This is a genomic window from Streptococcus parauberis NCFD 2020, assembly GCF_000187935.1.
In the GTDB taxonomy this organism is placed as follows: Bacteria; Bacillota; Bacilli; order Lactobacillales; family Streptococcaceae; genus Streptococcus; species Streptococcus parauberis.
Genome location: NZ_AEUT02000001.1, coordinates 641,315 through 656,463 on the forward strand (window position 1 = coordinate 641,315; position 15,149 = coordinate 656,463).

At 34.3% G+C, this 15,149-nt stretch carries 11 protein-coding genes; 3 read left to right on the plus strand and 8 right to left on the minus strand.

Translation table 11 applies throughout. From position 1 onward, the window contains the following. The 7 genes from SPB_RS03210 to SPB_RS03240 all read right to left on the minus strand — a co-directional run bounded on the left by SPB_RS03210 (position 1) and on the right by SPB_RS03240 (position 12,354). Positions 1-1,953: a BglG family transcription antiterminator gene (locus SPB_RS03210; protein ID WP_003103298.1), complete on the minus strand. Its 1,953-nt coding sequence runs from the start codon at positions 1,951-1,953 to the stop codon at positions 1-3. Between the two features lie 26 nt (positions 1,954-1,979). Further along, the gene (locus SPB_RS03215; RefSeq protein ID WP_003105774.1) at positions 1,980-3,755 is read right to left on the minus strand and encodes a PTS mannitol transporter subunit IIBC; all 1,776 of its coding nucleotides are present in this window, start codon (positions 3,753-3,755) and stop codon (positions 1,980-1,982) included. Between the two features lie 131 nt (positions 3,756-3,886). Beyond that, entirely contained in the window at positions 3,887-5,701 is a 1,815-nt protein-coding gene (gene glmS / locus SPB_RS03220; RefSeq protein WP_003105015.1) for a glutamine--fructose-6-phosphate transaminase (isomerizing), read from the minus strand. Positions 5,702-5,891: 190 nt separating this feature from the next. Further along, positions 5,892-6,449, minus strand: coding sequence for a signal peptidase I (gene lepB, locus SPB_RS03225; RefSeq protein ID WP_003105324.1), 558 nt, complete (start codon positions 6,447-6,449; stop codon positions 5,892-5,894). 130 nt (positions 6,450-6,579) lie between these two features. After that, positions 6,580-8,082 carry a pyruvate kinase gene (gene pyk / locus SPB_RS03230; RefSeq protein ID WP_003102454.1) on the minus strand — a complete coding sequence of 501 codons (1,503 nt, stop codon included), beginning with the start codon at positions 8,080-8,082 and terminating at the stop codon, positions 6,580-6,582. A 72-nt stretch (positions 8,083-8,154) separates the two neighbouring features. Beyond that, positions 8,155-9,168 carry a 6-phosphofructokinase gene (gene pfkA, locus SPB_RS03235; protein ID WP_003103695.1) on the minus strand — a complete coding sequence of 338 codons (1,014 nt, stop codon included), beginning with the start codon at positions 9,166-9,168 and terminating at the stop codon, positions 8,155-8,157. Positions 9,169-9,249: 81 nt separating this feature from the next. Next, positions 9,250-12,354: a DNA polymerase III subunit alpha gene (locus SPB_RS03240; RefSeq protein ID WP_003104524.1), complete on the minus strand. Its 3,105-nt coding sequence runs from the start codon at positions 12,352-12,354 to the stop codon at positions 9,250-9,252. Positions 12,355-12,562: 208 nt separating this feature from the next. Between SPB_RS03240 and SPB_RS03245 the strand changes: the two genes are divergently transcribed. Genes SPB_RS03245 through SPB_RS03255 form a run of 3 tightly spaced genes read left to right on the plus strand, consistent with a single transcriptional unit; the run spans position 12,563 to position 14,431 of the window. Next, positions 12,563-12,931, plus strand: coding sequence for a GntR family transcriptional regulator (locus tag SPB_RS03245; protein WP_003105858.1), 369 nt, complete (start codon positions 12,563-12,565; stop codon positions 12,929-12,931). Between the two features lies 1 nt (position 12,932). Then, positions 12,933-13,631 (plus strand): ABC transporter ATP-binding protein, encoded by a 699-nt coding sequence (locus tag SPB_RS03250; protein ID WP_003104040.1) that lies wholly within the window; start codon positions 12,933-12,935, stop codon positions 13,629-13,631. An 8-nt stretch (positions 13,632-13,639) separates the two neighbouring features. Beyond that, on the plus strand, positions 13,640-14,431 hold the full coding sequence (locus SPB_RS03255; protein ID WP_003104184.1) for a hypothetical protein: 792 nt from the start codon (positions 13,640-13,642) through the stop codon (positions 14,429-14,431). 42 nt (positions 14,432-14,473) lie between these two features. Here SPB_RS03255 and SPB_RS03260 read toward each other — a convergent pair whose 3' ends face one another. Then, the gene (locus SPB_RS03260) at positions 14,474-15,085 is read right to left on the minus strand and encodes a TVP38/TMEM64 family protein (RefSeq protein ID WP_003104972.1); all 612 of its coding nucleotides are present in this window, start codon (positions 15,083-15,085) and stop codon (positions 14,474-14,476) included. Positions 15,086-15,149: the final 64 nt, after the last annotated feature.

The window sequence follows — 15,149 nt, forward strand, 5'->3', positions numbered from 1 at the left end:
TTAATTCTCCAATTTTTTAATTCTCTCTGTAAAAATCTGATTTAGTAATTGATAGATAATATCATAGTTTGCTTTTTTATAAATTTCGGTGTAGAGATGATTTTCAATGATTGATTGACTAATGGCAGTCATCAAATCTCTAATTTCATCTCCCTCATCAATGCGGGTTAGCATAATCAAAACACGAGTTACTAACTCATCTTGTCCATTCATTGACTTAGCCATTACTGGGTGTTCCAGCTCCACAATTCTAAAAATGGACTTGTCCGTTTTACTAGACTGAGTATGTAATAAAGCTAAGTTAGTATCAGGAATAGCCATTGGACTATCGTGAAAGCGACTAATTAGTTTATTTGCCAGATAAGCTTTATCTGCCACAAAATCCAACTCATTAATCAGTTCATTAATGGTTTGATCAAATTGCTGTGAGTTATCTATTCGATGCAATGAGAATTCTTTGAGGATTAGCTGACTTGCAGATAGGTAATCTTCAAAATTTTTTTGATTGCTGATCGCGTCGCTATCTCGCAACTTAACATCTCGATTTAATTGAACCTCTTGAAGAAACTGTTCGATTTCAAGAATTTCAGCTGGATTTGGGAAGGTAGATACTAGTCGAATGCGATTATCATTTAGTAGCTTAGTCGACAAAATGGCGTCATAGGCATCGAAGTCTCTTTCTTCCAATCCATTTGTCCCTTTAGTATGAATCATTTCAATAAAAGGAGCAATATTTTTAAGGCGAGAAACTAATAACTCAGTTGCAAGTGGCCGCTCATCTGTTAGCAATAAGATTCTAACTGGATAAATCTGTGGACTTCTGCGTAAACTTGATGCAAAATGTAGGGTCAATAATTCCAGTTCACTATCTGTTCGTAAGTAGGCTGGGAAAATTTCCATGACTAATAAGGTAATGACCCGATGTAAATATTCATTGTGGATTAATGCTTCTTGTGCTAAGTCAGCAATGTTTCGGTCAGTATATAGGATTGGTACTGCTAAATTCAATCTAATATGATTGAATAAAAATTTAAAAAGTGTTTGATCCTTTGTAAAATTAATTTTTGTATAAAGGGAAACCTTATCAATTAAATTTGACACATTATAATAAAATTCACTGTCAAAATTCTCTTGAAAAAGAGGTGTTTCTTGTCTTTTTAATATCAAATTATCAAGCATCTTGGCAAAATATAGAATTTCTTGAATAGCATATAACTCATTCATTTCAATTGATAATTTTGCAAAAACTCTTTTTGAAAAATCTAAGGCAACTTTACTTACCGGCTGTTTGTCAACATCAATTAATGACCAGTTGCTCAATGCCAATAAGATAATGAAAAATTGGACTAGTTTAGCATCCATCTCAGGTAAATCTGATTGATATGACTGAAAAATATCTTTGGTCAAACTGAGTCGTTTTTTACTAATAAAGTCAAAATACTGTGTCTCTAAGTGCCAATAATCAGATAAATGCAGGTTATTAGCAAGAAGGATAGCTAATAGTTGACGTTTCTTATGAAACTCATCAACTATAGTATATCCTTTTTGTCTACTAACAGTTAGACCAAAATCAGCTAAACGTTTTTCAATATCACTAATATCTTGAATAATAGTAACATTGCTAACACCAAGCTGTTCTTGTAAGTACTCATTTGTTACTTCCTTTGTTTGAATTAACAAAAAATAAGTAATTAAATTCAGGCGTTCCGTTTTTGTGAAGTTTTCCTGACTCGAAAATTCGGATAAACGGTCAAGTTGGCCAGTTAAATAATATTTTTGATCTTCTTTGACAATTCCAATATTCAGTGTATTTAAAGAGTTTGTCAAATCATTCAGTACACGATAAACTGTACGTCTTGAAACTTTTAAAATATCACTTATATTATCAATTGAAAGCTTCCCATAATTCAGGAAAGCTTTCAATAATTGTTCTTCACGTTTTGTTAATAGCATATGTTAATTATACACCATATTTAGTCTTATTTATGCATTCTATCAACCATTTTGTCATATTCTGGTGTAGTAACCAAACTATCTACTACAAGAATTTGAGCATTTGGCGCATATTTTTGTGCTTCTGCTTGATTAGCAATGTTAGATACAACTAAAATGTTTTTGGCATTGAAACGACCAAGTTGAGAATTTTCTACTTTTGATACAGGAATATCGACTTTTCTCACTTTGAAAATTTCGGCTAAGGTAGCTTGACCCATTGTTGCAGATCCTTTTGCTTCTCCATAAGCAAATACTACTTCATCAATATAGTTCAAATCAATAGATTCTTCAGATCCTGAATCTTGATTTGGAGTTACAAGACCAGCTTCAGGCTTTTTTGCAAGTTTCGCTACGATTTCATCATATTTTGGAGTTGCTAAGAAATTATCAACAGACACATGTGAAGCACGTGGTGTTTTTTGTGCAGCACGTGGTGCTAATTCTTGTTGAGTAACAATCAATGTATTAGTTACATCTGTTAAGTTTGAGATTGCTTTATTTGTAACTGGGATAGCAAGACCAGCTTTTTTAACTTTATCACGAAGGATTGAAGCACCCATTGCTGAGCTTCCCATACCTGCATCACATGCAAAGATAATTTGTTGAATATCATCGTTTGCAAATTCTTCTGAAGCGACACCGTTAATAGATTGGCCTTTTGATTCTGCTTTGGCAGCTTTAGTAGCCGCTTGTGCTTCTGCTAGGGCGCTTTCATCATCCTCAGATTTATCTGCTTTAAGAATAACAGAGGCAATTAAGAATGATACAGCTGCTGCTGAGAATACACCGGCTAGAACTGCTAATAAGTTACCTACGTAGTTTCCTGCTTTTGGAACCATACTAACGATTGCAAAGATAGATCCAGGTGATGCTGGAGCACCTAAACCAGAACCTAGTAATTGGTTTGTGAATGTACCTGTAACACCACCACCGATAACTGCTAAGAATAAAGCTGGTTTCATCATTACATATGGGAAGTAAATTTCATGGATACCACCAAAGAAATGAATGATTAATGCACCCCATGAAGATGATTTAGCTGCGCCACGACCAAAGACTAAGTAAGCTAATAAGATACCAAGACCTGGACCAGGGTTTGCTTCAAGTAGGAAGAGGACAGATTTTCCTGTTTTAGCAACTTGTTCTGCACCAAGTGGTGTAAAGATACCATGGTTAAGAGCATTGTTTAGGAATAAGATTTTTGCTGGTTCAATTAGGATATTTGCTAATGGTAACAATTTCATATCAACAATTGTTTGAACACCATTACCAATAGCTGTTGTAAATACTGCAACAAAAGGACCAACTAATTTAAAGGCAATTAAAAGTAAGGCAAAACCGATTAAGCCTGCTGAAAAATTGTTAACCAACATTTCAAAACCAGGACGAATTTTTTCTTGGAAGGCTTGGTCAAATTTTTTGATAGCCCATCCACCTAGAGGACCCATAGCCATAGCACCAATAAACATTGGAACTGTTGAACCTGCAACAGCACCGAAGGTTGCAATTGCACCAACAACACCACCACGTTGACCGTGAATAACATAACCACCAGTATACCCAATTAAAATTGGGAGTAAGTATGAGATCATTGGACCAACAGCTGCACCAAATTCTTTATTTGGTAACCAACCAGTTGGAATGAATAGGGCAGTTAAGACACCCCAAGCAATAAATGCACCAATATTGGGCATAACCATATTAGACAAAGCTGTTCCCAGCTTTTGTACTTTAACTTTAAGTGAAGATTTTTGTTCCATCAGAACGCCTCCTAGTTTATTTACATTATTATCTTATCACGAAAGCACTTTTCCTAAAACTCAAACTTTGGCACATCTTTTGTGACAAAAAAAGACATCTGTGACACAGACATCTTTTTGGATTAAAACTATTACTCAACAGTTACTGCTTTCGCAAGGTTACGTGGTTTGTCGACATCAAGCCCACGTTGTAATGATGCGTAATATGCAATTAATTGAGTCGGGATGACCATTCCAATAGTAGCTAAGTAAGGGTGAACTTTATTAACAACGATATCGTCGTCTTCCCGTTCTAAACCTTCTTCTACTACGGTTAATACGCTAGCGCCACGAGCAGAAACTTCTTGGATATTGCCTCTCGTATGCGCAGCAACTAATTCGCTAGATGAAATCAGTCCAATGACCGGCGTACCATCTTCAATCAGAGAAATTGTACCGTGTTTTAATTCACCAGCGGCAAAGCCTTCACATTGAATATAAGAAATTTCTTTCAATTTAAGCGAAGCTTCCATTGCTACATAATAATCGTTACCACGACCAATGTAGAATGCGTTACGAGTAGTTGCTAATAATTTTTCAACTTTTGAAGCAATTAAATCTTTTTCAGAAAGTGTTGCTTCAATAGATTGTGCAACAAGAGACAATTCATGAACTAAATCAAATTCAATAGCTTCTTTTTTACCATTAGCTTCACCAACAGCTTTAGATAGGAATGCAAGTGCTGCAACTTGTGCAGTATAAGCTTTTGTGGAAGCTACGGCAATTTCAGGACCTGCATGAAGAAGCATTGTGAAAGTCGCTTCACGTGAAAGAGTTGAACCGGGGACGTTTGTTACTGTCAAACTTGGAATACCCATTTGATTAGCTTTCACAAGTACTTGACGACTATCAGCAGTTTCTCCTGATTGGCTAAGTAAGATAAACATTGGTTTTTTACTTAGTAATGGCATGTTATAACCCCACTCTGAAGCTACACCCATTTCAACTGGAGTGTCAGTTAATTTCTCAATCATTGATTTAGAAGCAAAACCAGCATTGTAAGAAGTACCAGCTGCAAGTATATAGATACGGTCAGCTTCTTGTACTGATTTAACAATTGCTGGATCAATAACCATCTGTCCAGATTCGTCTGCATAAGTTGAAATTAATTTACGCATTACAGTTGGTTGCTCATCGATTTCTTTCAACATGTAGAAAGGATAAGTTCCTTTTCCGATATCAGACAAATCAAGTTCAGCAGTGTATGAACCACGTTCCATTTGATTGCCTTCATAGTCAAGAACAGTTACTGAATCTTTGGTAAGAATAACGAGTTCTTTATCATGAATTTCCATGAATTCACTTGTTTCACGAATCATAGCCATTGCATCAGAACAAACCATGTTATAGCCTTCACCTAAACCAATCAATAATGGTGATTTGTTTTTAGCGACATAGATTGTTTCTGCATCTTCTCTGTCAATAAGTGCAAAAGCATATGACCCTTCAATAATTGATAATGCTTTTTTGAAAGCTTCCAAAACTGACATACCATCTTCATCGACGAATTTACCAATTAAATGAACAGCAATTTCAGTATCAGTCTGACCTTTAAAGTCATGACCTGCCAAATATTCCTCTTTCATTTGGAGATAATTTTCGATAACACCATTGTGCACTAACACAAAGCGTCCAGTTGCTGAGGTATGCGGGTGTGCATTTTCTTCCGTTGCTTGACCATGTGTAGCCCAACGTGTATGTCCAATACCTGTATGTCCTGCAACGTCTATACCGATTTTAGCACGAAGATCTGCAATTCTTCCTACAGATTTTACTAAGCTAGATCTGTCACCATTTGCAACAAAGATTCCAGCTGAATCATATCCACGGTATTCAAGTTTTTCAAGTCCTTGCATTAAAATATCAGTTGCATTTCGATTACCAACAACGCCAACAATTCCACACATAATTTACTTTCCATCAGTAAGTTTTCTTACTGCTTTCTATATTTTTCATTATATTTTTAAAATTGGTATAGTCTAATTTTACATATCAGAAAACCTGTATTTAAAGTATAAACCTTTGATAACTTCTTGTCAACAATTAAATTGGTATAGTTTGATAAAAATTCTACAAAGAAAAAGTAGAGTAGTTTTACTACTCCACTTCTACGAAACCAAACTTATTAAGAGGTAAAACTCTGAAAATAACAATTCCTTTAATTTTTGATTTATCAATCAAACCAAATGACCGACTATCATCTTTGTTTAAACGATTATCATTTAGCACTAAAAACTTATTTTGCGGAATAACATCTGTTTTTCCCTCAGTAAGTGTTGAGATATTAAAATCATCGGTATACAAAGAACCCATCGGAGCCGTTGATAAATAATCTGTTTTTTCTTTTTCAATATAAGTTTGAGGCTCAACTCTATCATTTAAGTAAAAAATGTCATCCATATATGTGACTTTTTCACCTTGAGTAGCCACCACTCGGCTCATATATTTTTTCCCATTCATATTATAAACAACGAAATCTTTATATTTAGGGGTTATATTCTTCTTTATTGTTATTAAATCACCTGGTTGTAAATAGGAATTAGCTGAATTATCTGTTACTTTATAAGTTGAAAACACAAATATCTTTAACAAAATTGCAACTATTACTATTATCAAAGCAAGTATAATGTTTCGTATAAAATCTCTTTTTACCATGTTTGCTCCTAGTCTTTAATCTATTATAACATGATATTGATAATAACTAAAGTATGGTAATTTCAAACTGTTTGAAAATTCCTTAAATAAGAAAAAGACATAAGCTAATCTTATGTCTTTTAATATTTATTTATTTAACAGTACGAACACGCATTGTGTTAGTTCCTCCAGAACCAACTGGTACACCGGCAACAATAACAATGTTGTCACCTGATTTAACAAGACCAGCTTTAAGTGCAACTTCTTCAGCAACTTCAAACATATCATCAGTTGATGCTGGTTTAGTAGCAAGAACTGGAATAACACCCCAATAGATCATCAATGCTTTTTGAACTTTTTCATCGAAAGTAATAGCAAGGATATCCGCATCAGGACGGAATTTAGAAATTGAACGAGCAGTGTAACCTGATTCAGTAATAGTTACAACTAATTTAATGTCCATTGAATGTGTAGCATCTTTAACTGCTGATGCAATAACATCTGTTTTATTTGTACGTGGGAATTTAGAAGAATCTAAACGACCATATTCGTTAAGCAATGTTTGTGCATTCTTATCGATTGTAGCCATTGTACGTACTGATTCTACTGGGTATTTACCATTTGCTGATTCACCTGATAACATTGTTGCATCAGTACCATCAATAACAGCATTGAATACGTCTGAAACTTCTGAACGAGTTGCACGAGGTTTATCAGTCATTGTTTCAAGCATGTTTGTTGCAGTAATAACTGCCTTACCTGCAGCATTAACTTTAGTGATAATCATTTTTTGGAATACTGGAACCATTTCGAATGGTACTTCAATACCCATATCTCCACGAGCAATCATGATACCATCAGCAGCTTCAATAATTTCATCTAAATTATCAATACCTTGTTGGTTTTCGATTTTAGCAAATAATTGGACATGTTCATTACCAGTTTCACGACAAATTTCGCGAACTTCTTCAACGTCTTTTGCAGTACGCACAAATGAAATAGCGATAAAGTTTAAGCCTTGTTCAAGTCCAAAACGAATGTCAGCATTATCACGTTCAGCTAAAGCTGGGAAAGGAATCTTAGTGTTTGGAATATTAACACCTTTTTGATTAGCAATCAAACCATCGTTTTCAACGACAGTAACAAATTGACGTGTTGAAATATCTTTTTCAACAATTTTTAAGCCAAGTTTACCATCATCGATAAGGATTGTATTACCAACTTCAACTTCATCATAAATATCAAGATTACCAGCTACACTCAAAGCAATAACTTCACGAGTTGATTTGATACCTTGTTCAGTAGCAACGCGAATAGTTTCACCAGTTGTATAACTAAACTCTTTAGAACCATCTTCAAATAGTTCTGTTCTCATCTCAGGACCTTTTGTATCCAATAAGAAAGCTACTTTTTGACGAGCCATTTCTTCGGCACGACGAACTGTCGCCATACGATCACCTTGCTCTTGGTGATCACCATGAGAAAAGTTGAAACGGAAAACATTTGCACCAGCTTCGATTAATTCAGCAATTTTTTTAGCTGAAGCTTCAACATCAAGTTTGCCAGACCAGTAGCCATCTTCACCGTATTTTTTACCACCACGGATTTCTACCGCAGGACCAAGTGTTGCAACAATTTTTACGCGTTTATTCATATTATATGAAACTCCCTCTTTTTTGTCGAATGTCGACGATATTACTATAATTATTGTGGTTTTTATACCTAATTATCTATTTAGTGTACGGTTTAATTCTGCAAAATCTAAACGTGCTTTGTGTGGATTATTAACAACAATTTTACCGTCATCAGTAAGTGAGAATAATGCTCCTTCTTCTGAAGTTCCAAGAATTGGACTTTCGACAAGTTCTTCATTATGGATACCTACAGCTAGACCACCTTTTCCTTCTTTAAGAAGTTTCACAGCATGTGAACCCATCCAAGAAGCAATAACACGATCTCTTGCAGTAGGTGAACCCCCACGCAAAATGTGACCCAGGTTTGTTACACGTGTGTCAGTATTATTGCCAGCTTCTTTGAGCTCTTTAGCAAATTCCTCACCACTCTTAACACCTTCAGCCAATACGATAATATGATGGTTTTTACCCTTTTTATTAAAGTCTTCATCAATAGTAGCAACTACTTTATTAATGTCATAACCTTCTTCAGGAACAATAATTTGATCAGCTCCACTTGCAATACCTGCCCAAAGTGCAATATCACCAGCGTTACGCCCCATTACTTCAACTACAAATGTACGACCATGACTTGATGAAGTATCACGAAGTTTATCAATAGCTTCAACGGCTGTATTAACAGCTGTATCGAAACCAATTGTGTAGTCAGTTCCAGCGATATCATTGTCAATAGTACCAGGAATTCCGATTGCTGGGAATCCATGTTCAGTAAGACGCATAGCTCCATGATAAGAACCATCTCCACCTAATACCACAACACCTTCAATACCATGTTTTTTTAATTGTTCAATACCAGCTAATTGACCTTCAAGTTGAGCAAACTCAGGATAACGCGCTGAATACAAGAAAGTTCCACCACGAGAAATTTTATCACCAACATCTCTAGATGAGATTGGGAAGATGTCACCAGCTACTAAACCTGCGTAGCCATGGTTTACACCAAAAACTTCCATTCCTTCATAAATTGCTTTACGAACAACTGCTCTAATCGCAGCATTCATTCCAGGGGCGTCACCACCACTAGATAAAACAGCAATACGTTTCATTTTATAGGTACTCCTTTTATTAATTTAACGACTTTATTATAGCATATTACTTTGAAAAATACTTCACTAATAGACCACTTTTTACTTATAAATCGTTTTCATTGCGATTGTAGCGATTTCATTTTCAAAATCATTTGTGATAGCAATAAACTTACCATCAATTGCGAGCGTTTCCTTAGATTCTTGATAGTGAATAATAACCGGAACAGATCCTGGATATCTATCTAAAATATTAGCTATTAGAGCATCCTGATCATGATTTTTAAGTAAAATCCAATAACACTTTTCCTGAGCAAATTGAATTGAGGATAATATCATCTGCAAGCGATTGTCACGCTCTTTTACTCGACCAGATATAAAATAGAGTTGGCCTTCTTGTAGCATGTCCTTGACCTTAGCATACTGCTCTGGGAAGATTGTCACATCGAATTTTTTCTTCGTATCAGTCACCGATAAAAATGCCATTTGTTGCCCATTACTTTTAGTTCTGATAATTCGAATAGAATCAATTTGTACTAGAATCTCAGCATCTGTATCTTTAACAAGTTTTGTGATTGGTGTAAACTGTTTTCGCGTCTTCTCAGCTAAAGCTAATAGAGGATGTTTACTCAAACCCACCCCTATTATTTCTTGTTCAAGTTGATATTTTTCAGAATTTGAGTAATCATCTGCATCAACCCAACTAAAAGAAGAATCCGCAAATAAAGAACCAAGTTCATTCACAAATACAAGCAAAGCTTCACAGTTTTCGATTACTTTTTTTCGATTAGGTTCAAATTGATCAAATAGGCCAATTTGAATCAAAGGAATCAGTGCTTCTTTTTTCTTATATTTTTCAGGAATTCTAGTCATAAAGCTTTCAATTCCACTAAAGGGACGATTTTCAATAATCCAATAAGCAAAATCCCTTGGAAGACCTTTAATATTTTTCATCCCCATTAAAATGGTGTTTTTTTCCACTTTATCAGTATAGGGAATATTATTAATACTTAAAGGGATAACTTTAAAATCAGAATCCAGAGCATCACTGATATAATCACTATTTGAGTAATTCATAATAACATCAAAAAAAATACCAGGGTAATGTGCTTTAAAATAGGCCAGTTGAAAAGCTAAAGCTGAATAAGCAAAGGCATGACTCCTGTTAAAACCATAACCAGCAAACTTCTCCATCCGTTTAAATAACAACTTTGCAGTTTCAAGTGAACGACCTAATTGAGCAGCACCAGCTAAAAATTCAGATTCGAGCTTCTTCATTTCAGCACTATTTTTTTTGGACATAGCTCGGCGCAATAAATCGGCTTTGCCTAAACTAAAACCTGCGAAGACTTGGGCAATCTGCATAACTTGTTCTTGATAGAGCATGATGCCATATGTCGATTCCAAAATAGGAGCAATTACGGGATCAATTAAATCAACGACCTCCTGACCATTGCGCCTTTTAATGAAATTGTTTGTATAATCACTGGCACCGGGACGATTTAATGACGTTGTCGCAACAATCTCTTCAAAGCGAACAGGTTTAATCCGCTTCAATAAACTAATAGCTCCATTTTGTTCAAACTGAAAAATACCTTTAGTATCACCACGCGCAAACAATGCTAAGGTATCAGAATCTTCTAAATTAATATCCGCAATCGAAATATCAATACCTTGATCTTTAAACAATTTCTCTTTCATTTTTTGGACAAAAGTCAGATTGCGTAAGCCAAGAAAGTCCATTTTCAATAAGCCATTGGCCTCAACTGCCACTGCATCATACTGAGTAATCATCATATCATCGCCAAGTTTCAAAGGGATGTGGTCAGTTAAATTATCATCACTCATCACAATTCCCGCAGCATGAATTGACGTCTGCCTTGGATTACCTTCAATGCGCTTAGCAATTTCAAAAGCCCTTTGATACTCGAGTCGACTATTAACAAATTGTCTGAAGCTTATATTTTTTTCATAAACGGAATCAAGTGTATCTTTAAAACCTATTTTTTTGGTTAAATGGCTCAGTTCATATTCAGGTACTCCGAATCTTTTGAAAACATCTCGAATAGCTTGTTTAGGTCCAAATGTTGAAAAGGTTACAATTTGAGCAGAATGATCACTACCATATCTATTTCGAACATAGTGTAGAAATTCACTTCGGTAAATATCGGGTAAATCAATATCGATATCTGGCATACTATAGCGTTCTTTGTTTAGAAAACGTTCAAATAGCAAGTCGTTTTTTATTGGATCAATTCCAGTTATTTCAAGACTATATGCAACTAAAGAACCTGCTGCCGAACCACGCCCCATCCCCATGTAGTAGCCTTTACTCCGTCCAAAACGAAGTAAATCCCAGACAATTAAGAAATAATCATCAAAGCCCATTTCTGAAATAATTTGCAGTTCTTTTTCTAATCTTACTTGGTAATCAGGCAACCAAAGGTTCTTTTTCTTTAGTCCTTCTTCGGTCAATTGTCTTAACTGATCCTTAGCAGGAATTTCCCTATTAAATCTTGGCAATTTTAGTTGTGAATCAAAGTGATATGAAATAGTCGATGTGAGATTCTCGAGATTTTTTAATGCATCTGGAAATTGCACTTTAAAGAAATCCGTTACTGTTTCAACAGAGTCTAAAAATTGACCTTGCTCTACTAATGATGTTTCAGTCAGGTTTACATTATCACGAATAGCATGTAAGGTTTGAAGACTTTCTCGATCATTATCAGAGAAATATCTGACTTTCCGTAATGCAATCAGAGGATTATCTGTTGGATTTGATCGAGTATCCGGATAGACTCCAAAATATGTTTTTAATGGTAAGTCTATAGCTTGCAGATTTGCTTGGTCGGGAATTATTGCAACTAGACCATCTTTAAAATGCTCTAAGTCTATTTGATTAAATTCACCAGACATTTTGGACGTTGAAATCTTCAGAAGATTTTTATACCCTTGATTATTTTGAGCAATTAAAAACAGGGTCATTAAATTGTCTTGACTAGGGTAATCTATCTCTAGACCTAAAATGGGTTGGAGGCCATGTTTCTGACAACCAGTAATAAAATGATAAGCTGCATAAAGGTTATCCTTATCCATGATACCTATTGTTTTATAGCCTAGTTTTTTTGCTTCTGTAAAATAATGTTCTAAGTCAACCAGACTATCCATGAATGAATAAACTGTTTTTGTATCTAATTGTGCAAACACTGACTACTCCTTTCCTAACTGTTTTCTTCTATTATACTATGAAAAGCCATTTGATGCCTTATTTTTATTTTTATGCATTATATGATAAAATTGTCGCAAAATATTAGTTTACTTGACATTTCCAACTATTTTCTGTACCATTGATATAGTACAATTCAATATGTCTTACATTTCAATTGTGATTGAATATTTTTAGAGAGGGGAACATATGTCTTGGAATTTTGATGAAAAATCTCCCATCTACGCACAAATTGCACAGCATATCAAAATGCAAATTGTCAGTCAAGAAATTAAAAGTGGTGATCAATTACCAACAGTTAGAGAGTATGCAGAAAATGCAGGTGTTAACCCAAATACTATGCAACGAGCTTTTACAGAATTAGAACGTGAAGGCATGGTTTATTCGCAACGCACCGCAGGACGATATGTCACTGATGATCAAGAACTGATTTCTCAAAAAAGACGTGAACTTGCCAAAGAAGAGCTAGATTCTTTTGTAACAAATATGTCTAAAATGGGTTTCAGTAAAAATGAAATTCTTCCAGTTTTAGAGGCCTATATAAAGGAGGACAAATAGTATGGGACACTTGTTACAATTGCACCATGTTTCTAAATCCTACAAACGAAAAAATGTTATAAATGATCTAACACTTACCATTCCACCAGGAAAGATTATCGGTTTACTTGGTCCAAATGGAAGTGGAAAGACAACTTTAATTAAATTGATTAATGGTCTAATTCAACCAAATAAGGGTGAGATTGTTATTGATGGATTTAGACCATCAATTGAGACAAAAAAAATTATCTCATATCTTCCAGATACATCATACCTTCGTGAAGATATGAAAATTGCTGATATTGTTGAATTATTTGCTGATTTCTATAATGATTTTGATAGAGCAAAGGCATACAGTTTATTTAGAGATTTAAATCTAGACTTGGATGATCGTCTAAAAAATTTATCCAAGGGTAACAAGGAAAAAGTCCAATTAATATTGGTTATGAGTCGTAAAGCAAAACTATATATTCTTGATGAACCAATTGGTGGAGTCGATCCTGCTGCCCGTGATTATATTTTAAAGACAATTATTAACAACTACAGTGAAGATGCTTCAGTACTGATTTCAACCCATCTCATTTCTGATATTGAACCAATATTGGATGAAATTATTTTCCTTAAAGATGGAAATGTTCATTTAAGCGGAAATGTTGATGATTTAAGAGAAAGTCATAAACAATCCATTGACTCACTCTTTAGAGAAACTTACAAAGTATAGGAGGCACTATGTTTGGAAAACTATTAAAATATGAGTTCAAATCTATCGGTAAATGGTATTTTGCGATAAATTTAGCAATTATTGCCATTGCAGGTTTACTCTCAGTAACCATTAAATGGTTGGAAATTGGCAGCAAACCTCAAAGTGCCACAATGTCACTGCTCAACCAACTCCTACCATTAGCCCTAAGTCTAATATTTGGATCACTAATTACTGGTTCACTCTTAGCAACATTGTTAATTATCATCAATCGTTTCAATAAAAATATTTTCGGACGAGAAGGATATTTAACAATGACTTTACCCGTCTCAGAACATCAATTAATATTATCGAAACTAATATCATCTTTAGTATGGGGATTCTTTAATGGATTGATTTTAATTCTAGCAACACTAATTATGGTCATCCCCCAAGTATCATCGAGGGAAATTAATGGTGTAATTAAAAATGTTAGTGACATAATAATGAAAAACCCATCAACCAGCGTTCAAATAGCTGTCTATTACCTATTATCTGCTATTGGAAGCGTCTTATTAATCTATTTAGCAATTTCAATTGGACAATTATTTGCTAATAGACGTGGCTTAAAAGCGTTCATTGCCTATTTTATCATTACTATCGCTGTAAGTATCCTCTTAGCATTTATCAACTTCCAAATTTTTGATATAAAAACTACTAATTCTAACCTGATATTTAGTCAAAGGTTTTATTTAATTGGAATTGTTGAAGCACTGATTGAAACCATTATTTTCTATCTAGCTACATATGGAATTATCAAATACAAACTAAATTTACAATAAAAACTTTAACCATTTAGGGTTAAAGTTTTTTTGTTATAAATCCTATTTAATAAACCACCTAAATAAATCCTCTCCGAAAATAAAGAGATAACTATACCCAATAATTGAAATAGGTTTAAAAATCATGATTATACTTAAAAATCGTTTAGAGGACATGTTTGTTAAGCCAGTAATCATAACCATAATATCGGCAGGTGATATTGGTGAAGCCATGCAAAAAATAAATAATTTCTCATACCCTGGTGTTTCAAGCTTTCGCTCATAACTGTAAAAAGTTTTCTCATCCACAAATAATAAGATAAACTTTCTCCCATATATTTTAACAATAATAAACAATAGGTAACTGCCAATAATAATTCCTATATAATTATATATAAAACCCTCAATAGGTCCAAAAATGAGAAATCCAGCAATAGTTGTCAGTCCACCAGGTATAACTGGAAAAACAATTTGGAAAATCTGAACAACGATAAAAATAACCGGACCCCAAAATGGATAGGCCATTACTAAATCCTTAAGGGCATTACTATCATTCAGAATCCCTAATCGATAAGCCCACAGGGCAAGGAAAAAAGTACCTACCAAGGCTAATAAACCTAATATTTTAAACAATTTTTGCATAAATTTATAGGTTTTTGAATTTTGATCTTTCATAATTTTATCATACCATAAGCAAAGATATTTTGCTATCTAATTTATTTTTTGTTATAATACTACA